Source organism: Methylocaldum marinum (genome assembly GCF_003584645.1).
Classification (GTDB): domain Bacteria; phylum Pseudomonadota; class Gammaproteobacteria; order Methylococcales; family Methylococcaceae; genus Methylocaldum; species Methylocaldum marinum.
In genome coordinates this window covers 2,627,215-2,651,028 of sequence record NZ_AP017928.1, presented here as the reverse complement: position 1 = coordinate 2,651,028, position 23,814 = coordinate 2,627,215, and the positions used below count along the sequence as shown (strand labels likewise).

At 57.5% G+C, this 23,814-nt stretch carries 23 protein-coding genes and 2 pseudogenes; 15 read left to right on the top strand and 10 right to left on the bottom strand.

The annotated features are described in order from the left end of the window. Positions 1-10: 10 nt before the first annotated feature. The 7 genes and pseudogenes from sS8_RS11465 to sS8_RS11435 all read left to right on the top strand — a co-directional run bounded on the left by sS8_RS11465 (position 11) and on the right by sS8_RS11435 (position 6,346). Positions 11-2,077: a chemotaxis protein CheA gene (locus sS8_RS11465; RefSeq protein ID WP_119629758.1), complete on the top strand. Its 2,067-nt coding sequence runs from the start codon at positions 11-13 to the stop codon at positions 2,075-2,077. A 19-nt stretch (positions 2,078-2,096) separates the two neighbouring features. Beyond that, positions 2,097-3,146 carry a protein-glutamate methylesterase/protein-glutamine glutaminase gene (locus sS8_RS11460; protein ID WP_119629757.1) on the top strand — a complete coding sequence of 350 codons (1,050 nt, stop codon included), beginning with the start codon at positions 2,097-2,099 and terminating at the stop codon, positions 3,144-3,146. Between the two features lie 2 nt (positions 3,147-3,148). Next, positions 3,149-3,892: a flagellar motor protein gene (locus sS8_RS11455; protein ID WP_119629756.1), complete on the top strand. Its 744-nt coding sequence runs from the start codon at positions 3,149-3,151 to the stop codon at positions 3,890-3,892. 7 nt (positions 3,893-3,899) lie between these two features. Continuing rightward, positions 3,900-4,793: a flagellar motor protein MotD gene (gene motD, locus sS8_RS11450; protein WP_119629755.1), complete on the top strand. Its 894-nt coding sequence runs from the start codon at positions 3,900-3,902 to the stop codon at positions 4,791-4,793. Next, on the top strand, positions 4,790-5,014 hold the full coding sequence (locus sS8_RS30150; RefSeq protein ID WP_119629754.1) for a ParA family protein: 225 nt from the start codon (positions 4,790-4,792) through the stop codon (positions 5,012-5,014). Before motD ends, sS8_RS30150 begins: the two co-directional genes overlap by 4 nt. A 120-nt stretch (positions 5,015-5,134) precedes the next feature. Continuing rightward, positions 5,135-5,866: pseudogene (locus sS8_RS11440) on the top strand (IS1 family transposase). 12 nt (positions 5,867-5,878) lie between these two features. After that, positions 5,879-6,346, top strand: a complete 468-nt coding sequence (locus tag sS8_RS11435) for a transposase family protein (RefSeq protein ID WP_119629753.1) — start codon at positions 5,879-5,881, stop codon at positions 6,344-6,346. A gap of 41 nt (positions 6,347-6,387) precedes the next feature. Here sS8_RS11435 and sS8_RS30145 read toward each other — a convergent pair. After that, positions 6,388-6,943: pseudogene (locus tag sS8_RS30145) on the bottom strand (IS701 family transposase); the annotation flags it as partial. A gap of 16 nt (positions 6,944-6,959) precedes the next feature. Here sS8_RS30145 and sS8_RS11425 point away from each other — a divergent pair. From sS8_RS11425 to sS8_RS11415, 4 genes are all read left to right on the top strand, one after another. Beyond that, entirely contained in the window at positions 6,960-7,436 is a 477-nt protein-coding gene (locus sS8_RS11425; protein WP_119632742.1) for a chemotaxis protein CheW, read from the top strand. Between the two features lie 46 nt (positions 7,437-7,482). Beyond that, positions 7,483-7,644 (top strand): hypothetical protein, encoded by a 162-nt coding sequence (locus sS8_RS28105; RefSeq protein WP_170161051.1) that lies wholly within the window; start codon positions 7,483-7,485, stop codon positions 7,642-7,644. Next, on the top strand, positions 7,644-8,033 hold the full coding sequence (locus tag sS8_RS11420) for a DUF2802 domain-containing protein (RefSeq protein ID WP_119629752.1): 390 nt from the start codon (positions 7,644-7,646) through the stop codon (positions 8,031-8,033). Before sS8_RS28105 ends, sS8_RS11420 begins: the two co-directional genes overlap by 1 nt. 184 nt (positions 8,034-8,217) lie before the next feature. Beyond that, complete coding sequence (locus tag sS8_RS11415) at positions 8,218-8,838, top strand: HpnM family protein (protein ID WP_119632741.1); 621 nt, start codon at positions 8,218-8,220, stop codon at positions 8,836-8,838. A gap of 166 nt (positions 8,839-9,004) precedes the next feature. On the opposite strand, the gene sS8_RS11410 is transcribed toward sS8_RS11415, so the two are convergent. The 7 genes from sS8_RS11410 to sS8_RS11380 are packed head-to-tail and all read right to left on the bottom strand — an operon-like array spanning position 9,005 to position 18,955. Continuing rightward, positions 9,005-10,660, bottom strand: a complete 1,656-nt coding sequence (locus sS8_RS11410) for a copper resistance D family protein (protein ID WP_119629751.1) — start codon at positions 10,658-10,660, stop codon at positions 9,005-9,007. A 6-nt stretch (positions 10,661-10,666) separates the two neighbouring features. Beyond that, a complete protein-coding gene (locus tag sS8_RS11405; protein WP_119629750.1) occupies positions 10,667-11,056 on the bottom strand; it encodes a copper resistance CopC family protein in 390 nt (129 codons plus the stop codon). Between the two features lie 34 nt (positions 11,057-11,090). Beyond that, on the bottom strand, positions 11,091-12,479 hold the full coding sequence (locus sS8_RS11400) for an aspartate aminotransferase family protein (RefSeq protein WP_119629749.1): 1,389 nt from the start codon (positions 12,477-12,479) through the stop codon (positions 11,091-11,093). A gap of 51 nt (positions 12,480-12,530) precedes the next feature. Beyond that, complete coding sequence (locus tag sS8_RS11395) at positions 12,531-15,161, bottom strand: MMPL family transporter (protein ID WP_119629748.1); 2,631 nt, start codon at positions 15,159-15,161, stop codon at positions 12,531-12,533. Between the two features lie 20 nt (positions 15,162-15,181). After that, complete coding sequence (locus tag sS8_RS11390) at positions 15,182-15,907, bottom strand: phosphorylase family protein (RefSeq protein ID WP_170161050.1); 726 nt, start codon at positions 15,905-15,907, stop codon at positions 15,182-15,184. Continuing rightward, a complete protein-coding gene (gene shc / locus sS8_RS11385; protein ID WP_119629746.1) occupies positions 15,904-17,871 on the bottom strand; it encodes a squalene--hopene cyclase in 1,968 nt (655 codons plus the stop codon). The genes sS8_RS11390 and shc overlap by 4 nt, the downstream gene beginning before the upstream one ends. 34 nt (positions 17,872-17,905) lie before the next feature. Beyond that, positions 17,906-18,955, bottom strand: coding sequence for a phytoene/squalene synthase family protein (locus sS8_RS11380; protein ID WP_119629745.1), 1,050 nt, complete (start codon positions 18,953-18,955; stop codon positions 17,906-17,908). A gap of 427 nt (positions 18,956-19,382) precedes the next feature. Between sS8_RS11380 and hpnH the strand changes: the two genes are divergently transcribed. Beyond that, positions 19,383-20,489 (top strand): adenosyl-hopene transferase HpnH, encoded by a 1,107-nt coding sequence (gene hpnH / locus sS8_RS11375; RefSeq protein WP_119629744.1) that lies wholly within the window; start codon positions 19,383-19,385, stop codon positions 20,487-20,489. Between the two features lie 132 nt (positions 20,490-20,621). Here the strand turns inward: hpnH and sS8_RS11370 are convergent, their stop codons facing one another. Both sS8_RS11370 and sS8_RS11365 read right to left on the bottom strand, forming a co-directional pair. After that, positions 20,622-21,068, bottom strand: coding sequence for a methyltransferase family protein (locus sS8_RS11370; RefSeq protein WP_119629743.1), 447 nt, complete (start codon positions 21,066-21,068; stop codon positions 20,622-20,624). Positions 21,069-21,185: 117 nt separating this feature from the next. After that, positions 21,186-21,815: a 4'-phosphopantetheinyl transferase family protein gene (locus sS8_RS11365; RefSeq protein WP_408631176.1), complete on the bottom strand. Its 630-nt coding sequence runs from the start codon at positions 21,813-21,815 to the stop codon at positions 21,186-21,188. Between sS8_RS11365 and sS8_RS28100 the strand changes: the two genes are divergently transcribed. The 3 genes from sS8_RS28100 (at position 21,738) to sS8_RS11355 (ending at position 23,747) form a co-directional block, all read left to right on the top strand. Beyond that, positions 21,738-21,986: a hypothetical protein gene (locus sS8_RS28100; protein WP_170161048.1), complete on the top strand. Its 249-nt coding sequence runs from the start codon at positions 21,738-21,740 to the stop codon at positions 21,984-21,986. The genes sS8_RS11365 and sS8_RS28100 overlap by 78 nt on opposite strands. Before the next feature lie 220 nt (positions 21,987-22,206). Beyond that, a complete protein-coding gene (gene fabG, locus sS8_RS11360) occupies positions 22,207-22,926 on the top strand; it encodes a 3-oxoacyl-ACP reductase FabG (protein ID WP_119629741.1) in 720 nt (239 codons plus the stop codon). Next, a complete protein-coding gene (locus sS8_RS11355) occupies positions 22,923-23,747 on the top strand; it encodes a glycosyltransferase family 2 protein (RefSeq protein WP_119629740.1) in 825 nt (274 codons plus the stop codon). The genes fabG and sS8_RS11355 overlap by 4 nt, the downstream gene beginning before the upstream one ends. Positions 23,748-23,814: the final 67 nt, after the last annotated feature.

The window sequence follows — 23,814 nt, the reverse complement described above, 5'->3', positions numbered from 1 at the left end:
GTAAGGCCCCATGGCGATCGATCTCGACGACGAAATCGTCCAGGATTTCCTGGTGGAGGCCGGGGAAATCCTGGAAAAACTCAATGCCCAGCTGATCGAGCTGGAGCAGGCGCCGGACGATTATGACCTGCTGAACGCGATTTTTCGCGGCTTTCACACCGTCAAGGGCGGAGCCGGTTTTCTCAGTCTCGCCGCCCTGGTCGATATCTGCCACAACGCCGAAGACGTATTCAACGCGCTCAGGCAGGGCGAGCGCCGCGTCGATCCGGGGCTGATGGACGTCATTCTCGAGGTCCTGGACGTGGTTAACGCCATGTTCAGGGATATTCGCTCCGGGCGCGATCCCGAGCCGGCCGATCCATCGTTGATGGAACGGCTGACAGGCCTTGCTCGGCAGGAATCCGAAGCAAATCTTGGCGTATCGGCCGCGCCCGAGGCGATTCCGCACGCCGTCGCCGTCGTGGAACAGACGCTGGCGACGATGCTCGAACCCGTCGGAGACGAGCAGCCGGCCGAGGCGGAACCCGAACCGCCGCCCGCTTCGGCGGGACTGCCCGGTGTGCCCGCGCCGCTTGCCGCGACCGATGCGCAAGCTTCGGGTTCGGACGACATTACCGAGGACGAATTCGACCGCCTGTTGGACGAGCTCCACGGCAAGGGCGAGCACACCGGCACGCCCGGCGCCGCGGCGGCCGAAACGCCGAAATCCGGAGGGGAGAGCGAGTGCATTACCGAGGACGAATTCGACCGCCTGTTGGATGAGCTTCACGGCAAGGGCAGGCATGGCGGCGTGCCCAGGCGGGAGATGAAGGATCCGGCGGCGATTTCCTTGACTTCCGCGCAAGCGGGCAGCACGGCGAGGGAGTCAGCCAAGGCGGTCAGACCGCCGCCGGTCGAGGCCGTGGAAACCACGGTCCGGGTCGATACCCAGCGTCTCGACGAGATCATGAACCTGGTCGGCGAGCTGGTCCTGGTCCGCAATCGTTTTCAGACCTTGAAGTCGGCGCTCAACGACGAGGAGATTGCCAAAGCCGTCGCCAACCTGGATGTGGTGACCTCGGACCTCCAGCTGTCGGTCATGAAGACGCGCATGCAGCCCATCAAAAAGGTGTTCGGCCGTTTTCCGCGTGTGGTGCGGGACCTGGCCAGAAATCTCGACAAGGAGGTGCAACTCGAGCTGCGCGGCGAGGAGACCGACCTCGACAAGAATCTCGTTGACGCCCTGGCCGATCCCCTGGTGCATCTGGTGCGCAACGCGGTCGATCATGGCATCGAGACGCCCGAGGCGCGGGTTGCGGCGGGCAAACCGCGCGAGGGTCGGGTCGTGCTGACCGCCTCCCAGGAGGGCAATCACATCGAATTAACCATCGAGGATGACGGTAAGGGCATGGACCCGGACACGCTCCGGCGCAAGGCCGTGGAGAAGGGACTGATGGATGCGGAAAGCGCCGCGCGCCTGGATGACAAGGATTGTTACAACCTGATCTTCATGCCCGGTTTTTCCACCAAGTCGGAGATTTCCGATATTTCCGGGCGAGGCGTCGGCATGGATGTGGTCAAGACCCGGATCACACAGATGAACGGTTCGGTGGCCATCGATTCGATCAAGGGGAAGGGCAGCCGCATCACCATCAAATTGCCGCTGACCCTGGCCATCATGCCGACCCTGATGGTCAAGCTGAACGATCAGCCTTTCGCTTTGCCCTTGGCCACCGTGGTCGAAATCCTCGACCTCGATCTGGGGAAGTCCAATACCGTCGACGGGCAACTGGTCGTCCTCGTCCGGCAGAAGGCATTGCCCTTATTTTATCTGAAAGAGTGGCTGATCCCGGGTTATCGGCACGACCGGAACGGCGCGGAGAAATCCGGCCATGTGGTGGTGGTGAATGTCGGGGGACGGCGCATCGGCTTCGTGGTCGATCACCTGGTGGGACAGGAAGAAGTCGTCATCAAGCCTTTGGGCGCGAAGCTCCGGAACGTATCCGGAATGGCCGGCGCCACGATTACCGGCGACGGCAAGATCGCGCTCATTCTGGATGTGCCCGGCTTGATGAAGCGCTACGCCTCCTTACATTAGATATGGCCACGAGGTTTTCATGACGATCCGGGTTTTGGTGGTGGACGATTCGGGCTTCATACGCCGAAGACTGACCGAAATCTTCAACGCCGACGGCGACATGGAGGTCATAGGCTGCGCCGCCGACGGCGCCGAGGCGGTGCGGAAGGCGGCGTCCCTGAACCCGGACGTGATTACCATGGACGTGGACATGCCGGTCATGGACGGCATTACCGCCGTACGCGAGATCATGAAAGACCGGCCGACGCCGATTTTGATGTTTTCCGCGTCCACCCGGGCGGGGGCCAAGGCCACTCTGGACGCTCTCGACGCCGGAGCGATGGATTTCGTGCCCAAGCAATTGCAGGAAATCAGCGGAGACCAGGACCTGGCGAAGCGCATCCTGCGGCGTCGCGTCCGCGATCTGGCCGAACACGCGGGACGGCTGCAGCGGGTCCGCCGTCCGGCGGCGACGGTTGTCGCCGCGCCCGTCGCGAGGCCTTCGGGCGCCAAGATTCAAATTCGGGATTTCCGATTGATCGTGATCGCTGCGTCCACCGGCGGCCCGGTAGCCATTCAGAAGGTTCTGACCGAAATTCCGGAAACCGCGGCGGTGCCCATCCTGTTGGTCCAGCACATGCCGGGAAATTTCACCGGGAGTTTCGCCGAGCGGCTGGACCAGCTCTGCCGGATTCGAGTGAGGGAAGCCCGGAACGGCGACGAATTGCGTCCCGGCGCCGCTCTTCTGGCGCCAGGCGGTCTCCAGTTGGAGTTGAGCGAGCACGGGGCCAGGAAAACGGTTGTCGTTCGCGAGAGCGGCGCCGGGGAACATTTCCGGCCCAGCGCCGACGTGACCTTCGGTTCCGTGGCCCGGAACATGCCCGGCAAGGTCCTCGCCATCGTGCTGACCGGCATGGGATCGGACGGCAAGCTCGGGGCGCAAAACCTGAAAGCCAAAGGCGCGGTGGTCTGGGCTCAGAACGAGCAGAGCTGCGTGGTTTACGGCATGCCGAAAGCGATCGTCGATGCCGGCCTGGCCGACTGTATCTACGATCTCGACGAAATGGCCGGCGAACTGAAGAATCTTTAACCATGGATCCTTTAAGCCTCATCGGAGTCATTCTCGGCATTGCCGCCGTCCTCGGCGGCAATTGGATGGAGGGCGGGCATATTCATTCGCTGCTGAACGGTCCGGCGATCGTGATCGTCATCGGCGGTACGCTGGGCGCGACCATGCTGCAGACGCCGCCGGCGGCTTTCTTCTATGCCGTGAAGACGCTCAAATGGGTTTTCCTCACTCCACCCATAGACCATGAGGCGCAAATCAAGAAAATTGTCAATTGGAGTGCACTGGCGCGTCGGGAAGGACTGCTCGGCCTGGAAACTTTCATCAGCGGCGAGAACGAGCCTTTAGCCAAGAAAGGGCTGCAGCTGCTGGTCGACGGCAACGAACCCGAGATCATCCGCGACAGCCTGGAAGTGGAAATCTACGCCCGGCAGCAGCGGGATCTGTGCGCCGCCAAGGTTTACGAGGCGATGGGCGGCTACGCGCCGACCGTGGGCATCATAGGCGCGGTGATGGGCTTGATTCACGTGATGCAGAATTTGTCCGACCCCAGCAAGCTGGGGAGCGGGATCGCGACGGCGTTCGTGGCGACCATCTACGGTGTGGGTCTCGCCAATCTGATCGTTCTGCCCATCGCCAACAAGCTGAAATCCCGGGCACAGGCCAACAACCAGGCGCGCGAACTGATTCTGGAAGGCATTATCTCGATTGCGGAAGGCGAAAATCCGCGGAACATCGAGATGAAATTGACCGGGTTCCTGGACGGATGAGGCAGACATGATGCGGCGCAAGCATTCCGAAGAAGAACATGTGAACCTCGAGCGCTGGCTGGTTTCCTATGCCGATTTCATCACGCTCCTGTTCGCGTTTTTCGTCGTCATGTACGCGATTTCTTCAGTCAACGAAGGCAAATACCGGGTATTGTCCGAATCGCTTTCCGCGGTGTTCAAGGAGCCGCAGAAAGACCATAACCTGGGGCACACGCTGGAACCCATCCAGTTCGGTCAGATCCGGAAGGGGCAGGACCTTTTGGGTCAACCCGCGAGATCGGACGGTTTGGAATCGTCCGAGAGCGTCTCCGGATCGGCTGCCGAGAGTTTCGAGGCGGAATATGCCCGTCTGGAACGGCTGGCGGAACAGATCGAAGCGGCCCTGTCGCCGTATATCGAGGACGATCTGGTCGCCGTCAAGCGCTATGAGCTGTGGGTGGAGGTTGAAATGAAGAGCGGCATGTTCTTCTCCAGCGGCAAGGCCGAACTTGCGAAGGAATCATTGCCCATACTCGAACGGATGGCAGAAATTTTTCGCGGCATCGACAATACCATTCACGTCGAGGGCCATACCGACGACGTACCGATCAATACACTGGAGTTTCCTTCCAATTGGGCCTTGTCCTCGGCGCGCGCCGCGGTCGTGGTCAATCAGCTGATGCGCGACGGGATAGACCCTCGGCGGATGGCGGCGATCGGCTATGGCGAGCATCATCCGATTGCCGATAATCGGACCGAGGACGGACGCTACCGGAATCGGCGAGTGGTGATCGTTCTGATGTCCAACGCAGCAGCTCGCTACAAGCTTTCCTCCGGGGATCGCATCGAGGATTTCGGAGCCCCGCCGAAGACGGTGTCCGGACCAGCGCCCGACGCTCCCGCGGAGGCCGGCAAGCCATGAAAATCCGGGCGGTATGCAACCGGAAAGGCGGGGTCGGCAAGACCACGACCGTGGTCACTCTGGAAGGGATTCCCGCCTCTCGCGGATATCGTACGCTGCTGGTGGATCTCGATCCGCAGGGTTCGCTGACCAGCTGTTTCCGAACTGCTCAAGCACAGAGTATGGCCGGATCGATCCCTCCCGGCCGGGCCGGCCCTGGCGACGGCTTGAAACCGGGCTGAAACCTCAAAATGTGTACCGCAGGGATTAAAGTCAATTGAGTGGAATAACTGGTGGTGGGTTTAAGTAGTTTATATACTACAATGTACAATTATTTCTTAGCTTAAGCATTGACTGGACCAATGGCCTATCAAACGATTCCGTGCAAATACTGTAAAAGTTCCGATGTGGTGCGCTATGGTACACAGAGTGGTTACCCCCCGCTTTCGTTGCAAGCACTGTGGGCGCACCTTCAAGACCGAATACATTTACCGGGCCTACGAGTCCGGTATCAAAGAACAGATTGTTGACATGGCGATGAATGGCAGTGGTATTCGAGATACCGCTCGTGTTCTCGGGATTGGGAAAAACACAGTCATGTCTACACTGAAAAAAAGTCCACCGAAGTGGTCACGGTGAATCCTTACATCGGCTCTCGGGAAATCGCCGTGGAAATCAGGCATCTCTTTGATTCGCCGATGGATGTTCAGGCGGACGAACAGTGGAGCTATGTGGCTCGCAAGAAGAACCAACGTTGGCTCTGGTACGCCATCGACGCCGCCACCGGATGCATTTTGTCATTTGTGTTTGGGCGGCGCAAAGAGGACGTTTGCGAACAATTGATCGCCAACCTGCGCGTTTTCAATATTCGAACCTATTACACCGATGATTGGCCAAGCTATGCTGCGTTCATTCCGGCAAACCAGCACGTCATTGGTAAGAAATATACGCAAAAGATCGAAAACAAAAACCTTTTGTTACGCACTCGCATCAAGCGCTTAACTCGCAAAACGATCTGCTTTTCAAAATCTGAGTTGCTTCACGATGGGGTGATCGGCCTCTTCATTAATCGCCACTGCTTTCAACTAAATTGACCCACCACCAAACTGAACAGGAAAAGCATTACAGCGGAAAAAAAAAGACATACGCTCAAATCCCTCGTAATCTCAGACTTTAATCGAAGGATATTGTTTTTGTGCTGCATTGTGGCAGGCAGCGTACATGACTACACACTCATGAAAGACGTCTTCACGCCGGGTTCAGCGTGGTTCGAGAAGGTCAATTTATGGCTTGACTTAGGATTTCTGGGCGCGGACAAAGATTATCAAAGTACCCAAATATATCTACCCCACAAGAAACCCAGAAAATCCAAGAAAAACCCTAATCCGACATTGACGCCTGAGCAGAAGAAACAGAACAGAAAACAAGCCGCCACGCGGGTCATCGTTGAGCATGCCATCGGTGGCATGAAGTTCTTCCACTGCATGATGCATCGGATTAGAAATCATCTGGGTCACTTCGTGGATTATTTTTTCTCACTTTCCGCCGGTCTTTGGAACTACAAAATCTGTTGATTTACAATTGTTTAGCATCAGAAACAACTCTATTACAGAACTTACGCAAGGATCATTTTGAGCGATGGATCCTTCAGTTGCTGGATCAGGTAGTCATACAGCAAGCCCTGCTTGAGTTGATAGACGGTGCGACCGGTTTGGGTGGCCAAGTGTTTGAGCCGGACCCATACCCAGACCAGGAAGGCACAGCCGATGTGGTTGCGTTGAATCGGGGCCTTGCGGCATTGGCAGCGTTCCAGTCCTGTTGCTTGCTTGCCTTCGCGGTGCAACTGCTCGATCTTCCGGCGGAAGCCACACGCCTGTTGTGTCGCCTCGGTGGAATGCTGAGTGGCGTCGTTGGTCACGACCCAGTCCGTGCGGTGGGTGGACACCTCAACCCAGAACAGGCGCACCTCGTGGTCCTTGGGGAAGTCATTGATTTTGATGGTCTTGCCGTGTTCCCGTTCGGGCGGATGCCCAGGTCAGCTAGTCCACCCGTTGGTAGGGCTGGGTGCCGCCGCAATCGTCCATCTGACGGTTGTCCTTGAGGGGACAGTAATAGACTTTCTACAGGGACTCGATGAACAGCATCAGCTCCCTGGTGTTATACCAGCTGTCAAAGTGAGAGAGCGATATGAGCAATACATTGGCAAAACGCAGCGATCCGGTGAATCAATGGGTCACGTTCCGCCTGGGCGAAGAAATCTACGGCGTCAATGTGATGCAGGTCCAGGAGGTATTGCGCATCAGCGAAATCGCTCCGGTTCCGGGGGCGCCGGATTACGTCGTGGGGATCATCAATTTGCGCGGCAACGTCGTTACGGTGATCGACACCCGGACGCGCTTCGGTCTTCTTCCCAAGGAACCGGACGATGCATCGAGAATCGTCGTCATCGAAGCGGACGACCAGGTTATCGGGATTCTGGTCGATAGCGTCGCCGAGGTGGTGGAACTCAGAGCTTCCGAAATCGAATCGCCGCCGAGTGTCGGCAATGAAGACAGCACGCGCTACATTCAGGGCGTAACGAGTTGTAACGGCGCATTGTTGATTCTGGTCGATCTGAACCAGTTTCTGAACGACGAAGACAAGGCCGTGCTCGATCAGCTTTGATCCCTCGGTGCCGAGGGTGTCATTTCGAAAACCGCGGAACCGCAACATGGTGGAGATTCATCCTGTCGAACACGTGGGGCCTTTGCCGGCGGCGAAGAAGGTCAGGCGCGACGAAAATCGGGAGCAGCGGAAATCCGATTCACCGAAGCAGCAAGAAACCGGAGCGGCGGAAGACGAGGTGCCGCCCCATGTCGATGAATACGCCTGATGGACTGGCACTTCCCATATTTTATATTGACCGCGCTGGTTGTTCTCGTGTTGGCCGGAACGCTGCTTCTGTTCAGGGCGTACCGGACGCTCCGGCGCGACTATGCCGTTCTGTCCGCGCGCCTGGCTCAGCAGCAAAACGATTTGATCGGCCTGTCGGCGGCCGCGGTGCAAGTGGATCGGCGAATTCTGGATCAGGAACGGCGGCTTCGCGATTGCGACGAAAAACTGGCGTCGCTGGCCTCGCAGGAGACCGGCTATCAGTCTTACCGGGCTGCGATAGAACGGCTCAAGGACGGTGCCGATCCCCGGGAGCTGGCGTCTCAGCTGGGGCTCTCGCTATCCGAGGCGAACTTGCTGGCGCACCTCTACGCCGAGAGGGAGAGTTGATACCCCGTATCCGTCGTCGAGAACGATTGCCGCGCTTGCAAATCGAATATCAGAAGTTCGATTCAAGGTTTGCAATGTTGCTTCGATGCAAACGCGTAGCGGAAGCGCAACTTTGAGTAGCGTTCCGTCCGGAGTTTTATGATATAGTCGCGACGATTTCGATTTCGGACTTATGGGAAAGACCATGTTTCTTCAATTTTTCCTGGGTTTATTTTTAGTCGTTTTAGCTCCGTTGTCCGTTGCAGCGGATGCCTCCGCGGAGGCGAAAAAATCCGTGGACCTTCTCAATAACACCTTGATCGATGTTATGAAGGATGCCAAAAAGCTGGGTTATCAAGGACGGTATAAAAAGCTCGAACCCGTGGTGAGACAGGTGTTCGAATTCGAGGCCGTGTCGCAGATCGCTCTGGGGAATCACTGGAAGAAGCTGGACAAGGAGCAGAAAACGGCTTTCATAGCGAAATTGACCGATCTCAGCATCGCCACCTATGCCGCTCAGTTCAACGGCTACTCGGGGGAGGAATTCAAGTACGATTCCGCCCAGGAGATGAGAAGCGATCGTGTGCTGCTGCGCTACTTTCTCAATTCGCCGGATGATGAAAAGCCCATCAAGTTCGAGTACATCGTGAATCAGTTCAACGGGCAATGGCACATCATCAATATCATCGTGGACGGGATCAGCGACTTGGCTCTCAAAAAAGCGCAATATACCAGCGTCATAGACCGCGAGGGATTCGACAGCCTGCTGAATAAGCTATCCCAGAAAATCGCCGATTACTCCAGTAATAATGCCACTTCGGGATGAGACTCCGTGATATTCGCGGCAAGGATGCTTCTCGCTTGCACGATCTGTCTTTGAATTTCAGCTCCCGACAAAAATGCCCGTCACTCGTCGTGACGGGCATTTTTATTCATACCGAACGCGGCTCAACGAGCTTGATTCGGGCTTTCCCATTCATATCGGTTCGAACCTAGAACAGCGGCTCCCGATAGACCAGCAAGATGAGACCGATCAGAAACATCGCCAGAATGGATACAAAGCCGGCGATTCTTCCCTCCAAAAGTCCATGGTAGCTTTCGCCGGTATCCGCCAAACGGAGTTCCAGCCAGCGCCCGCTTGCCATGATGACGGCCAGCAGTCCCATGGCGGTGTGCGTCGACTGAATCAGGTATTCGCTTTTTAGCTCGAATTCGGCGTGGGCGTGGGTGAGCAGCAGGATTCCGCCGAACGCGCACAAAATCGGGAAGAGATAACGCAATCGGTCGGCTTCTCGGTTGGTGCGGGCGCGCATCTCGAGTACGCCCAGGACGAAAGCCAGTAGGGTGGCAATGCGGTGCTGAAACACTTCGCCATTGCCGAACGTGCTTTCCCAAAAACCGATCGGACCCAAGGGCCAAGTCTCGGCATCGCTTCGAAAGAACAGGAAAATGCTGAGTCCTATGAAGCCCACCGGCCAATATCTGGCCCAGCGCAATCGCCTGTTGTAGGAAAGCATGGCGGTGAGTCCCATGAGCGACAGGAAAAGGCCGGAAACGTTGTGATTGTAATCCGACCATTCCGTGGCCGCGGGCGACGGAATCTTGTCCACTACCGCCACGCGTCCCGGTTCTCCGGCCAGGAGCTGTTCGTGGCTGGGCGAGGTCAGGCGCGGCATGCGCGGAGCGAACATCTCGGCGACCTCGGATACGGTGGCGGACAGTTCATCAATATCTACCGAAGGCGGCTGCGACGACAAGGTGGCGGCTAGAAATAGCACCCCTACCAGGATGAAGCTTTCGGCCTCGATGTAATGCGGAACCTTTTGATCCAAGGTCTCGGACCGGTGTTGTTTCAACCACAGCTGGCCAGCTTGATGATTCAGGTAGGCAAAGCCGAGAGCGACCGCGAGGAGTATGGCCTTGGTAAGCACCAAGCTACCGTAACCGGTGCCGAAAAGACCGTCCCAGCTGCCGACGTAAGTCCAGGCCAGCGGGAGCCCCGTCAACAGGAGCACGACGACGGAACTGACGCCGAGAAACCCGAAGCGGGTGATGGCGATGGGCCAGAGCGCTTTCGCTTCGTGGGATTGACGGCTCATGTGCCAGAGCGACAAGAGTTGCGCGACGCCCCCGAACCATACCGCCGCGGCAAACTGGTGGAGCACGGTCATGACCATGAGTTGCTCCCGGTTTTCGAAACGGCCCACGCCATGCACCAGCCAGGCGCCGGAAATCACCATGGGAATCATTAAAAGCGCGGCGAGATTCCATGAAAACCGTTGATCCGGCGTCCGAAGCAACTGGCTGGCGATGTAGATCAGACCCAGGGACAACAGGAAGCGGATCAGGCCGGCCTGGAACTGAACCGTACCGTAGTAAGCATCGGCTGGAAACTCGCCCAGAACCGATGCCAGAACCACCGCCTTGATGATCAGTTTGAGTCCCTGGGTTACCGCGAGGGCGACGGCGCCGGCGCGCAGCAGGCTTACGCCTCTCCGGACCACGGACTCGTGGGCGCTGAATCCGGGCGACCAGATCTTCAGGATAAAAGCGCTCCAGAGCATGCTGCCGACGACCAGGGCGTAGCTGATCAGAATCAGCCCGCCGAGGAAGTCATCGATGAAATTGGCCAAACCTTGCATGTACATATAAGGTCACCGCGGGTCAGAGACTTGGAAACGAATGACACTTTCGGTGAAGTGTCCGTCTGCGGCGAAGACCTTGTATTTCAGGGCGTATTCTCCCGGCGTCAGTGCCGGAACGTGAATCCGCATCTCGCCCGGTTTCTTGCCTTTGGCGATTTCCACCGGGTGATAGACATCGCCTTTGCTGACCAGAAACACCCGGGACAAGGGCAGCTCCACATTGGAATTAAAGAAGAGGACTACCGTCGTCGCATGATTCGGCTGGATCGGATTTTGGGTCAGGGAGGATTCGGTTACGACGGCGTGCGCCCAAAGCCGTTCGCCGTAAGCGAAAAACAAGCAGATGAAAAACAGCAGGACAAAGAGTCTGTTGCTGCGGGATACGATGGAGTGGTGCATGGTAATGCCGATTTCGGTCGTTGAATGAGGAAAATCAACCCGCCTTGGACTTCAGGGCGTGACTGGTGAGATTTTTCCCAAGGTCCCAGATGGCGCCCGGAACCTTGTGGCAATCGGCGATGACGTCGTCGAGAGCGGAGAGAATCCAGTGCTTGTCTTTTTCGTCGATGACCAGGGGCGGAAGGAATTTCACCACGTTCATGCCGTGCCCGGCGACTTGGCTCAAGATGCGATGGTTCTTGAACAGCGGAATCGTGATCATCTGGCTGAACAGGCCTTTATTGGCGGTTTCCAGCAGGTTCCAGGCAGCCTTTAGGGAGAAGCTCTTGGGCGAGCCGAACTCGAGAGCGATCATCAGCCCCTTGCCGCGGACTTCCTGGAATAACTCGTATTTGTCCACCAGGCCTTGCATTCCGGCGAGAAGTTCCTCCCCGAGACGTGCGGCGTTTTGCAACAAGTTTTCGTCATCGATGACTTTGAGTGTAGCCAGTCCTGCCGCCATTGCCATATTGTTCTTGGAGAAAGTCGAACCGTGAACCACGGCACGGTCCATGCGGCTGAAGACGGCATCCATCACGGTTTTGGTCATCGCCACCGCGCCCACCGGGATAAATCCGCCGGACAGGGCTTTGGCCATCAGAATCATGTCGGGCTTGACGCCCCAGTGTTCGATAGCCCAGAACTTGCCGGTGCGGCCGATGCCGGTCTGAATCTCGTCGGCAACGAATAGGGTTCCGTATTTGGCGCACAGGCGAGCGGCTTCCGGCAGGTAGTCGTCGTTCGGAAGGTTGACGCCTTTCCCCTGGATCGGTTCAACGATGAAAGCCGCGACATCCCTGCTGCGTAGGGCTCTGTCCAGGGCCTCGATGTCATTGAACGGGACCGCGACGCATTCCGGCAACAAGGGGCCGAACCCTTCGCGGAAAATCTTTTCGCCGTTGAGGGAAAGCGCGCCCATTGTCAGGCCGTGAAAGCCATGGTCGCAGTACACGATCTTTTCCCGCTTGGTCGAATAGCGGCTGAACTTGATCGCTGCCTCGACGGCTTCCGCGCCCGAGTTGCAAAAGAACATCTTGCTGAGATTGTCGGGGCAGCGCTTCAGAATCTGTTCGGCGAGAAGCCCGCTCAGGAGGGACACGTCCATCTGCACCATATCGGGCAGTTCGCTTTGCAGTACGTCCTGCAAGGCTTGAATGATCACGGGATGATTACGGCCCAGGGCAAAAACGCCGAAGCCGCTCAGGAGATCCAGGTATTCATTGTCCTGGTCGTCGTAGAGATAAGGGCCTCGGGCTTTCGTGTAGATGCGGTCATAGCCGATGGCCTTGAGCACCCGGACCATTTGGGTATTCAGGTAATCTTCGTGCAGCTCGAAGTTCTTGCCGCGATGGGTGGCCAGCAAATCCGCTATGTAGGTGGACATCAAAACCTCGGAATGAATGGGGGCTGAAAAGACGCTCGAATTTTACACGGATCAACGCCTGTGGGAGATCCTCAACGTACTGAAAGCGGGCAGTACGACCATGGCGCAGACCAGGGTGAGCATGAGGCCGATGGTCAGGATCATGCCCATGCTGGCGGTGCCCTGATGAGTCGTAAAGGCCAGGCTGGCGAAGCTGAACACGGTGGTCAGCGAGCCGTAGAAAATACCTTGCGCTTCGCTGGTGCTGAGCAAGTTTTCGTCGTTCGATTTTAGATAATGCAGGCGGTGGGCCATGTGTATGCCGTTGTCGACCCCGAGACCGAACAGCAGGGGCAGGGCGATGATATTGGCGAAGTTGAAGGGAATATCGAACAGCACCGTCGAGGCGGCAGTGAACAGGGATGCCAGCAGCAGCGGCAGCAATACCAGCAAGGTGTCCTTGAGATTCCGGACGATCAGCAGCAGCAAGACCGTGGTGGCGATGAAAGCGATACCGAACGCCTGCTGAAAGGCGTTAATCGCTTCGTTCATGGATTCCAGATAGGCCACCGGCACGTCGGTCACGTCTTTGTCGACCTTTTGCGCTTCGAGGATGAATTCGCGCAAGTTATCGAGATCGTTCAAGTCCTTGTTCGGGAAGATCTGCAAGCGGTACAGACCGTCGGCACCGACCCAGCGGCTTTTCAAATCGGGAGGCAGAGTCTCCATGGAAATTGGTCCGGCCTGCAGACTATCCCGAAGATTGGCGATGGTCGCCGGGAGCGGACCCAAAACGCTGTCCTGAAGCCGGGAGAGCATCGCCTGGCGCGTGGTTTGATCGGCGCTTTCGAGACGGTCTTGCAGCTGCGTCAAGGCTTCGTCCAGGGCTTTGATCACTCCGTTCTGACCGCCGGCGGCACGCTCCTTGAGCACTTGATGGAACGTTCCGATGGTCTCTGGCTCAACATTCCCGCGAGCGGGAGGGGGAAAGGTCTCGAGTTGGGGACCCATGATGAGCGACAAATCACTGATCACGGCCAGCTTTTCGTCTTGGTTTTCGGGGATGAAATCGAAAATGCTGACGACCTTGTCGACCGTTGTCAGGTCCTCGAACTCGGATTTCTTGGCTTTGACCTCGGCTTCGCTTTTTGCCAAGGAGGCCAAAGTCAATGGGGATGTGTCTTCGAACTGCAGCAGATACTTGAAGGTCTTGACCGATTCCGTATTGGGATCGCGCAAATTGATCGGATTGAAGTCCACGGTGACGTTGCATAGCAGACCCACGGCGATCACGCCGAGAACGACGGTTATCTTGCGGATCGGCCGCGCATACCGGAGCGGCCAGTTCGAGCTCAGGAACGACGAGTCATCCTTCTCCTTTTGCGTCCGGCGCGGCGGCTTCAAGGGCATGATGTTCAGCAGGGCCGGCAATATCGTGAAAGTCGTCGCCAGCGCGATGAACATACTGGTGCCCGCGATAATGCCGAGTTCCGCGACTCCCGAGTAGTTGGTGGGGATGAAGGCATATAGGCCGGTTGCCGCGGTGAAGGCGCAGAGAACGAGAGAAGAACCGGTGGAGGTCAGGGTTTCCCGCAGGGCTTCGCGCTGGGATGCGCCGCGCAAGACCAGTTCCCGATAGCGCAGGCAGAAATGGGACGAATAGGCATCGCCCATGCCGATGAACAGAACCGCGAAGCCGATGGAGATCAGGTTGAGTTGGCCGATCGCGACGGTCGCGAATCCAAGCGAGAATATCAGCCCCACGGTCAGCGCCACGAAAGTGGCGACCATCAGCTTGAAGGAACGGTAAGCCACCCAAAGCGTAAGGGAGACGAGAATCAGGGACGCCACGCTGGCGATCGAAACGCCCGCGCCCACGGTTTGCATTTCTTCGTGTTCCAGCACGACTTCGCCGGTCTTGCGGACGCTGACGTCGGCAAGATCGCCCTGCAATACCTCCGCGACGATTTTGTCGATGGCCGCGATCGATTTTTCGGCGGGTAGCAGCTGGTCGAAATCGAGAATGGGCGTGATCGTAATGAACCGTTTGGTGACGCCGAGGCCCTCGTCTCGCGTGAGCATCAGTTGCTGCCAGGAAAGCTGGTAGGGTTTGCCTTCGCTAACCGCAACGATTGCCTCGCGAACTTTCTCGAGCAAAGGATCGAGCTGGATTTCGAAGCCCTGATCCGACGCCTTCAAGGCTTCGCCCAGGATATCGAGGAGGCCGCCGAGGCTGTTGTTTTCCGAGATCCGCCCGATGAAAGGCTGGGCATTGGCGAGTTGGGCCGATAAATCCTCCAGTTCATTCAGATCCAGATATAACAACCCGTTGCGAGCGAAAAATTCGCCTTCATCGGGAATATGGACCGATTTGATGTCGGTCGTATTCTGTCTGAGCTTCTCGCCGATCCGCTTGACCGCATCGGCTGTTTCTTCCGGCGTTTTGCCTTCGACCAGGAGAATGACGGTGCTGACGTCCTGAGGGAATGCCTTTTCAAGCTTGATACGGTTCTGCTGGAACGGCAGCTCCGTCGAAATCATGTCCGCAGTGTTGGTATCGAACTTCAGGTTCTCCATGGTGTACTGGAGGGTAAACCCGGAAGCGATCAGGAACAGCAGGGTAACCAGCCACGGTCGGTTGAGGAAATTTTCTTCCCACCAATGCATGAAGCGAATGAAAAGGTGCTCGGCGGTTCTGCTCATCGGTATTGTGATTCTGAGAATTAACCGTCGGCGGACGGCTTAAGAGACAGCGCGGTTCCCAAGACCAAAGCGGTTCGGCGCAGCGTGCTAGTGGCTGCGTAAAAAGCCTTTCCCAACCGGGCCAGAGTAATGAAATCGGCGGGGTTGGCCAAGGCATGCCCCAGCAGTTTCGGAAGTTTGACGTCGCCGCGCTCATCCACGGCGACGGTCACCGAGGCCGGAAGGCTCATGCGCGCCGGGTCGGCTACGGCCCGAACCGCCAGAAAGGGCAAGCCGCCGTCCTTGGCGACCGAAGCGACCGAAGCGCTTTCCATGTCGACCGCGACTGCGCCGCTGGCGAGATGAAGTTCCTGTTTTTCTGCCGAGCCCGCTATGATTTTCGAGCTTCCCAGCAAAGGACCGGTTGTAATCCGCAGCACGGGGGCGAGGGGCCGGCGGACTCTTTCGTGCCATTCGAAACAGACGCTGTGTTCACAGCCGTCCGGGGCAAGAATACGTTCGGGGAGCACTAAATCGCCTGAATTCAGGGTGTGATCGAGGGCCGCGGCGCAGCCCCAGCTGACCAGTGCGTCGACCTTGAGTTCGAGCAATCGGGATGCGGCATTCTGCGCATGATTCGGACCGGCGCCGGAGACGATTAAGCGATGGCCCCCGGCCAGTTCCAGCAGTTCGCCGAAGCCGGCGCGGCGCCGTGCAAGGGTGCGCGCTTCGGCCGGCAGAGCGATGACAAACCCGATGGACTTCACGCCGTGCGGTAGCGCTCGTTGCGATAACGTGCCAGTGCCCAGAGCGGGAAAAATTTGTCGTAGCCGTGGTACTTGAGATAAAAGACGCGCGGAAAGCCCGGCGCGGTGAAGCAATCATCCTTCCAGAAACCATCGGCATTTTGGGTTCTGACGAGGTAATCGACGCCGGCATCGGCTTCCGGCGAATCGGCTTCGCCGGCTGCCAACAAGGCGAGTAGCGCCAGCCCGGTTTGGAAGGCCGTGCTGGTGTGAAAACGGCCGCGCCGTTCCGGGCTGGCATCGTGGTAAGTGAAGTTGTCCTCGCCCCAGCCGCCGTCCGGGCGTTGGATGCTCTTGAGCCAGGCGACGGCTTTCCGCACGCTGGGATCGGTCTTGGGGATCCCCGCCGCCTCGAAGCCCACCAGCACGGACCAGGTACCGTAAATGTAATTGGTTCCCCAACGTCCGAACCAGGAGCCGTCGGCTTCCTGCTCTTTTCTGAGATAGTCGACCGTACGATCCAGCACGGGTTTGAGATCCGGGCGCTGTTCCAGCATCTTGGCCAGAAACATCGCGCAGCGCCCGCTGACATCGGCGCTGGGCGGGTCGAGCAGGGCACCGTGGTCGGCGAACGGAATATGATTCAGATGATAATGGGTGTTGTTCGCGTCGAATGCGCCGTACCCGCCGTTATCGGACTGCATGCCGGCGATCCAGTTGGTGGCGCGGCGCAGAACTTCGTCGAATTCGCCGTTTTCGGCTTGAGCCAGAGCCTGCGCGACCACGGCACTGTCGTCGACGTCCGGGTAATAAGTGTTTTCGAACTGGAAAGCCCAGCCGCCGCCTTCCAGGTTCGGCCGGTTGACGCGCCAGTCGCCGGGCTCGTCGGTCAGCTGCTTGCTCGCCAGCCAGCGAAGTCCGCGCGTCAGCGCGTCCTCGACCCGGGGGTCTTTCTCGAATTTGTTGACCTCCTGCAGGGCGAGGCTGGATAGTCCGGTATCCCAGATCGGCGATACGCAGGGTTGGCAATAAGCGCTGTCTTCACCGATCACGAGCAGGCGCTGAATGGCCTCCTTGGCGATACGGCGGTTTTCGTCTTCCGGAGGAATCCCCAAGCAATCCATGGCTTCATAAGCATTGACCATGGCCGGAAAGATGCCGCCCAAGCCGTCAACACCGTTCAGTCGCGCCATGAACCAGTCGCGTGCCTTCTCGGTGGCCTTTCGCCGCATTGTTTTCGGGATGAGCGGTTCCATCAGGCGGCCTACGCGTTCCAAGGCCAAAATAGCCTTGCCGAGGGGCGTCTTCACATGACTGAAATAATTCCTTTCTTTTTCCGGAGCGACGGTGAAAAGTTCGCGAATCCCGGTTCCGCTCGGGTTGCGCGCTTTTACTTTGTAGCTGCACAGGACGAACAGGGGCACCATCACCGTGCGTGACCAGTAGGCCACTTTGTCCAGGTGAAACGGAAACCAGCGCGGCAGCAGCATGATTTCCACCGGAATGAAAGGCACGGCGCGCCATGGAACCTGTTCGAACATGGCCAGCATGATGCGGGTGAAAACGTTGGAGCGCGCCGCCCCGCCCCGGGACAGAATCCATTCCCTGGCTTTTTTCATGTGCGGCGCGTCGATATCGTCTCCGGCGAGTTTCAGGGCGTAATACGCTTTGACGGTGCAGCTGATGTCGCCGGGGCCGCCGAAGAATAGCGGATAGCTGCCGTCTTCCTTCTGGTGAGCGCGCAGGTATTCGGCAATCTTGGCCTGGAGGGCGGCATCGATTTCGTCCATGTAGTGCATCATCAGGATGTACTCGGCCGGAATCGTGCAGTCGGCTTCGAGCTCGAACACCCAGTAGCCCGACTGATGCTGCAATCCCAGCAGTTCTTTCTTGGCTCGGCGGATGGCGTTATCCAAGGGCGATTCGTTATAAGGCTTGAGGAAAGCTTTATCGAGAGCTGAAAACGCAGTCGCTTCTTTCAACATGAGCAAGGAATCCCCTATTAAAGTAGTTGGCTTTTCACGTGTCGGTGCGGTGGCCGGAGCCCGGGAGCCGATTGCTGCCGCGCGGCAAGCCGAATCCGGCAAGGTAAAATGCGGCGTTGAGCAGACTATTGCTGGAACGCAGCAGGCGACTCGTGAAAACGGTCGCTTTTACGGCCCGACGTGTGATTTTGACCTGAGCAGAGTCGCTGAAATCTAGGTTCTTGTTGATTTTGCGCAGGGTTAGCACCGCCATCCCGAGAGCCCAAAGACAAAACTCGCGAAGGCCCGTTTCACGGGCGGGTATGTACAAGGTATAGGCGAGCGCGTTTCTCAGGTGGCCGTGTGCAATCCCGACCAATTGCCTGAACCCCTCGCAGAATCTGGGGTTGTCGTGATTCGGTTTGAGTTCGCGCAAATCGAATCCGTATTGCTCGAAAGTGTCGCGCGGGAGCCAGCAAACGCCGCGTGAATGGTCATCCCAAAGGTCCTTTAGGATGTTGGTCATTTGCAGCCCCTGGCCGAACGATACCGCCAGCTTCATCATTTCTTCGCGATGGGCGGCTATCTCGGGGGAGTAGTGACAGAAGAGCTTGGTCAGCATTTCTCCCACCACGCCGGCCACGTAATAACAGTAGTCGCTCATTTCGTCCATGTTCGAGAGGCCGTAACGCAAGTCCCGGTCCTGGAACTCCGCCATACCTTTCGCCATAATTTCGACACAGGTCGCCAAGGCTTCCCGCTGCGGTGGATCGAAGCGGTGGGTAATGGCGATGACTCTGGGAATCAGATGGATCAGTTCGTGCTCGGCGGGACTGGTGCTTTCCGAAAGGCGAGGGCCGAGCTCGTCCCGAAGCGGTTCGGCGGCTTCGCGGCCCTGAACCACTCGCACGAACTGTTGGCAGAACCGGCGTTTGTCCGGGGACGCGAGCGCCGTTTCATCTTCGATCGTATCGATGATGCGGCATAACAAATAAGCATTGGATACCGGTTTGGCCAAGACCGGCGGCAATTGCGGAATGGTGAGCGCAAAAGTGCGGGAAACGCCATCCAGCAGGTGGGACTGTAAGGCGTCATCGTCGCCCATAACCTCCTGTTCAGAGGAAAGGCTTCCGCTCGCGCGGACGAGAGTTGCTCCGTTCAAGTTCTGAAATTCCAACCAGTTTCTAGATGCGATGTTCCGGCCAGTTCATCTTGAGATAAGGCAGCAACGTTTCGCTGGGAAAGCCGCAGATTCTAGCCGTATTGCCTTAATCGTCAAGGTGTGTTGTATTTTAACGAAATTTAGTTGAGGAAAATACAACTACAAGCTAGGATGTTGCATAAATATGAAGTTCGGACCAACCCGAAATAAGCCTGTCCATCGAACTGACGGGCGTTCCAGCAAATTCCAAAGCGTATTGGTCAGGAAATTAGTTATGGTTTATAGTCTGCGGCGCCGTGCACGTTGTGCCGACAACACGAACACAGGCTAATCTGAAATGAATCGAACTTGTCAAATCGGGGGAAGGTGAATGAGCGTTCCAATAAGGCAACAACTGAGTGTGGCCAAGTATCTTTTACAACAAAAGTTTAAAGGAAACAAACGTTATCCCTTGGTGTTGATGCTTGAACCTCTGTTCCGCTGCAATTTGGCCTGTGCCGGATGCGGCAAGATCGATTATCCCGATGAAATCCTTAATCGCCGACTCAGCATCGACGAATGCTTGGCGTCCGTGGACGAGTGCGGTGCCCCCATCGTTTCCATAGCCGGCGGCGAACCGCTGTTGCACAAGGAACTGCCGCAGATTGTCGAAGGCATCATTCAGCGCAAGAAATACGTTTATCTCTGCACGAACGCGCTGCTGTTGAAGAAGCGTATCGACGATTACAAACCTTCTCCGTATCTCACGTTCTCGATCCATCTGGACGGCAATCGGGAACGCCACGACGCTTCGGTGTGCCAGAAGGGCGTGTTCGATCGCGCCGCTGAAGCCGTGGAAATGGCGATTTCACGCGGATTCCGCGTCACCATCAATTGCACCCTGTTCCAGGGCGAGAACGCCGAAGAAATCGCGGCCTTCCTTGATTATTGCAAGAAACTCGGAGTCGAAGGCACCACCATCGCGCCGGGATTCAGCTACGAGCACGCGCCGGCGCAGGATATCTTCATCAAGATGCGCGATAGCAAGGAATTGTTTCGCAAGGTATTCAAGCTGGGCCGCGGCCGCAAGTGGAAGCTGAACCATTCAAGTCTGTACCTGGATTTCCTCGCCGGCAACCAAGGTTACAACTGTACGCCCTGGGGCAATCCCACGCGCAACATATTCGGCTGGCAGAAGCCCTGCTATTTGTTGGTCGACGAGGGCTATGCGCCATCGTTCAAGGCATTGATGGAAGAAACTCCCTGGCAAAAATACGGTAACTCGAAGAACCCGAAGTGCGCCAACTGCATGGCCCATTGCGGATATGAGGCGAGTGCCGTGGAAGATGCCGTGAAAAACCCATTGAAAGCGGCATGGGTCGCCCTGTTCGGTCCGCGGACCGATGGCCCGATGGCGCCGGAACCAGTCCCGGAATACGATGCCGATACGGTTGGCGCAAAGACGAGGCCGGCGATTCGCATCCACGCCGTAGACTAATTGGTTTCGCTTGCATGGCCGGCGGCATGGGCGGGAGCCTTCCGCCGGCCTTTTGCGTTCCGCGTTCCGGATGTCCCTGCGACTAAGCGTAGAAGGCGCCTGCCTTAGGCTGCTTGGTTCCCGCATATCCCCCTAGAGCCAGCGCGGAACCCGGCGTAGGTAGTCCAGATAGTTTTCGGCAAACTGACCGGCCAATTTGGTTTCTTCGTACGGAATAAAATGCCGGTCGATCGCGAAAAAGAACCCGAGCGGCGCTATAAACATCGACAGCGAGCCGACGAGAAAGGCGAAACCGGCCAATGCCGTCAGCACTCCCAGATACATGGGATTACGGGTCCAGCAGTAGGGGCCCTCTTTGGCTAGCGCCGTGGGATTGCCAGTGGGTACGAAGGTGGTACCGACGAGCCGGAACTGGAAAAGCGCCGAGGCGCTTGTGGCAATGCCTACGGCGATCAATATGAATCCCAGGCTGGATATTTGAAAGTAAAGGAACGCAGGGGTTAAAGGACTCAAACTTAAACCCAGGCCGACGAGTGCCAAGGCGATTACGGGAGGCGGAAACCGGATGATCTGTTGCATAATCGTATCTTGGGGTAAGGTTGAAGTGCACTCGGATGATACGTCAGGGTTTTGCTGTCTGAAAAGTCCGTTCTTGATTCAAGAAATCACGCAGTCGTAATGACGAAGTCGCGCGTTTCACTTCAGAGCTTGCTCGATATCCCTTAGTTGCCAGTGAATGTTCGGTGCTCGTGCGCAGAGCGTGGCGCTGACGTTTTCGGCGAGATCCAGATCTCGAAGCAACCATTCATCGGGCCTGCCGCAAGAGTCCGGAATCGTTTCCCAGCGCGGGTTTTCGTCGGCAGCGAGCACGCATCGGGTAAGCCCGAGTCCCAGACCTCTTCCAACGGCTTTCATGAACGCTTCCTTGCGCGTCCAGACATCGAAAAATGCGGCCAAACGGCGAGTGGGGGGCAGCGCATACCAGCGCTCCCGTTCTTGCGGAGCAAAACAGCGTTCCGCCAGTCCTTCGATGTGTGTGAGCGGGCGCCGGATTTCGAGATCGACCCCGAGCGGCAAGTCCACGCCCACCGCGAAGAGAGCCTGGTCTCCCGAGTGGGAAACATTGAAAACCAGTCCGCAGTCGGGTTCAGTCTCGGCCAGCCGCGGTTTGCCGTGTGGGTTGCGTTCGAACCGGATAGCATCCGGGGCGATTCCGATATAACGAGATAGCAGACATCGCAATGCCCCTTGCGTGGCAAGAAAGCGGTGCCGGTGGAGATCGGAGCGAAATTGCGAGCAGCGCTCACGTTCGGCGGGGGCGAGCACCCTCCAAAAGGCATCGCGATCGACGATGGTAACGGCAAGATCCAAGTGCCAAATGTGGATTTCCGTATCTTTAGGAGACTCAAATGGAGCAAGCCTGAAGTTCATCATCTGCAATTGGGCGGACAAGAGGCGCAAGTCGGTTTGCAACGGTTTCGAATCGTGCTGGCGTAACACAGCCGGTCGCGTCTTCTCGGAGGGCAATCGAGGGTGGCTTTCAGGGCCGGCAAAACTTAAAATTCGCACCTCGTTTCGCGAGTCGGTTGTCTGCTTAGACGCAGGTGCGCGATTCGAATCCCGAGATTTTAATGTAAAGCGAAAATAAGCGAAAAATGAGTCCACACCGGATGGAGTCTCGGTTGAGCCGGGATTTTGGGGCAGCGCGGTTTTGTCGATGATTCGAGCGTTGGTAACGGGCGGCAGCGGAGCGATAGGTGGTGCGATCTCGCGACAGCTGGCCAATGACGGCTTCCATGTGATCGTACACGGCTTCGGAAGCCGGAGCGCGGCCGATAGCGTGGTGAAAGATATCCGGGCTCGAGGCGGATCGGCGGAAACGGTCTTCTTCGATGTGACCGATGGCGATTCCGCGAAGCGGGTGTTGGAGGCGCTTCTGGCATCGGGTCCGATCCAGGTATTGGTGAATAACGCCGGTATCCATGACGACGCTCCATTGGCCGGCATGCGCCCGGATCAATGGCGGAACGTTATCGAGGTTTCATTGACCGGTTTTTACAACGTAACCCAGCCGTTGCTATTGCCCATGATTCGCACCCGATGGGGACGCATTATCAGCTTGTCCTCGGTGGCCGGCTTGATGGGCAACCGCGGGCAGGTCAATTACGCGGCGGCGAAGGCCGGCTTGATCGGCGCCTCCAGGTCGCTCTCTCTCGAACTCGCATCCCGCGGAATCTCGGTGAACGTGGTGGCACCGGGCATCATCGAAAGTCCCATGGTTTCACAAACATTCAATCCGGAGCTGATCAAAGAGCTCGTGCCCATGAAGCGCGCCGGGAAGCCCGAAGAGGTGGCTCATTTAGTCGGCTTTCTGGCCTCGGAAAAGGCTTCCTACATCACCGGACAGGTATTCTCCGTCAACGGCGGTATGGCATGAGTTCCAAGCGAACGGGGACCCATGGGCTCGATTCGAACGCGCCGTTTGCCCTGGTGATTCCGGCTTTCAACGAGGCGGCGACGATACGAGAAGTGGTCAGCACGGCGCTGCGATTCGCGCCGCGTGTCATCGTGGTGGATGACGGTTCGACCGATGGGACCGCCGCGGAGCTGGACGGACTGGAGTTCGAATTGCTCCGGAACGACACCAATCTGGGCAAGGCGGCCAGTCTTTGGCGGGGTCTGCAGCATGCATTGCGGGATCAAAATGTCGCTGCCGTAATGACGATGGACGGCGACGCCCAGCATGACCCGGCCGAAATTCCCAAGTTGCTTTCGGCGGCGCGCCGGTTTCCGCATCATATCGTAATCGGTTCCCGGCTGTGGAACCGCGCGGCCATACCGTCGGCGCGCTACCGCGCCAACCGCTTCGCCAATTTTTGGATCGCCTGGGCTTCGGGGCAGTCGATCGAAGACAGCCAATCGGGATTTCGGGTTTATCCCGCGGACTTGATTCGTTCGGTGAAATTGTCCTGTACCCGCGCAAGAAGTTTCGTTTTCGAAAGCGAAATTCTCATTGAAGCGGCTCGTATGGGGTTTTATGCCATGCCTGTCCGGGTAAGTACCGTTTATCGCGGCAATGCCCGTCCCAGCCATTTCCGCCCGGTGACCGATATTCTCAGAATCACTCGCATGGTGGCTTGGAAGCTGATTGTTAAGGGGCTCTATCCGATGGGGCTCTGGCGCAGCTTGACCCAGCGTCCTTGCACGTTCGAGCAATACGGTGCGCACGGGATTCAGCCGGGAGCGGAAAACCGATAATCCTGGAAACGGCAGTGGATTCCGTACAGGTCGCCGTGCAGACGACCGAGTACGTACTTTTTTTACC

Excerpts from the sequence above, each read along its gene's own strand:
- sS8_RS11465 (WP_119629758.1), top strand. The coding sequence starts at position 11 with ATGGCGATCGATCTCGACGACGAAATCGTCCAGGATTTCCTGGTGGAG.
- sS8_RS11460 (WP_119629757.1), top strand. The coding sequence starts at position 2,097 with ATGACGATCCGGGTTTTGGTGGTGGACGATTCGGGCTTCATACGCCGA.
- sS8_RS11455 (WP_119629756.1), top strand. The coding sequence starts at position 3,149 with ATGGATCCTTTAAGCCTCATCGGAGTCATTCTCGGCATTGCCGCCGTC.
- motD (WP_119629755.1), top strand. The coding sequence starts at position 3,900 with ATGATGCGGCGCAAGCATTCCGAAGAAGAACATGTGAACCTCGAGCGC.
- sS8_RS30150 (WP_119629754.1), top strand. The coding sequence starts at position 4,790 with ATGAAAATCCGGGCGGTATGCAACCGGAAAGGCGGGGTCGGCAAGACC.
- sS8_RS11425 (WP_119632742.1), top strand. The coding sequence starts at position 6,960 with ATGAGCAATACATTGGCAAAACGCAGCGATCCGGTGAATCAATGGGTC.
- sS8_RS28105 (WP_170161051.1), top strand. The coding sequence starts at position 7,483 with ATGGTGGAGATTCATCCTGTCGAACACGTGGGGCCTTTGCCGGCGGCG.
- sS8_RS11420 (WP_119629752.1), top strand. The coding sequence starts at position 7,644 with ATGGACTGGCACTTCCCATATTTTATATTGACCGCGCTGGTTGTTCTC.
- sS8_RS11415 (WP_119632741.1), top strand. The coding sequence starts at position 8,218 with ATGTTTCTTCAATTTTTCCTGGGTTTATTTTTAGTCGTTTTAGCTCCG.
- sS8_RS11410 (WP_119629751.1), bottom strand. The coding sequence starts at position 10,660 with ATGTACATGCAAGGTTTGGCCAATTTCATCGATGACTTCCTCGGCGGG.
- sS8_RS11405 (WP_119629750.1), bottom strand. The coding sequence starts at position 11,056 with ATGCACCACTCCATCGTATCCCGCAGCAACAGACTCTTTGTCCTGCTG.
- sS8_RS11400 (WP_119629749.1), bottom strand. The coding sequence starts at position 12,479 with ATGTCCACCTACATAGCGGATTTGCTGGCCACCCATCGCGGCAAGAAC.
- sS8_RS11395 (WP_119629748.1), bottom strand. The coding sequence starts at position 15,161 with ATGAGCAGAACCGCCGAGCACCTTTTCATTCGCTTCATGCATTGGTGG.
- shc (WP_119629746.1), bottom strand. The coding sequence starts at position 17,871 with ATGTTGAAAGAAGCGACTGCGTTTTCAGCTCTCGATAAAGCTTTCCTC.
- sS8_RS11380 (WP_119629745.1), bottom strand. The coding sequence starts at position 18,955 with ATGGGCGACGATGACGCCTTACAGTCCCACCTGCTGGATGGCGTTTCC.
- hpnH (WP_119629744.1), top strand. The coding sequence starts at position 19,383 with ATGAGCGTTCCAATAAGGCAACAACTGAGTGTGGCCAAGTATCTTTTA.
- sS8_RS11370 (WP_119629743.1), bottom strand. The coding sequence starts at position 21,068 with ATGCAACAGATCATCCGGTTTCCGCCTCCCGTAATCGCCTTGGCACTC.
- fabG (WP_119629741.1), top strand. The coding sequence starts at position 22,207 with ATGATTCGAGCGTTGGTAACGGGCGGCAGCGGAGCGATAGGTGGTGCG.
- sS8_RS11355 (WP_119629740.1), top strand. The coding sequence starts at position 22,923 with ATGAGTTCCAAGCGAACGGGGACCCATGGGCTCGATTCGAACGCGCCG.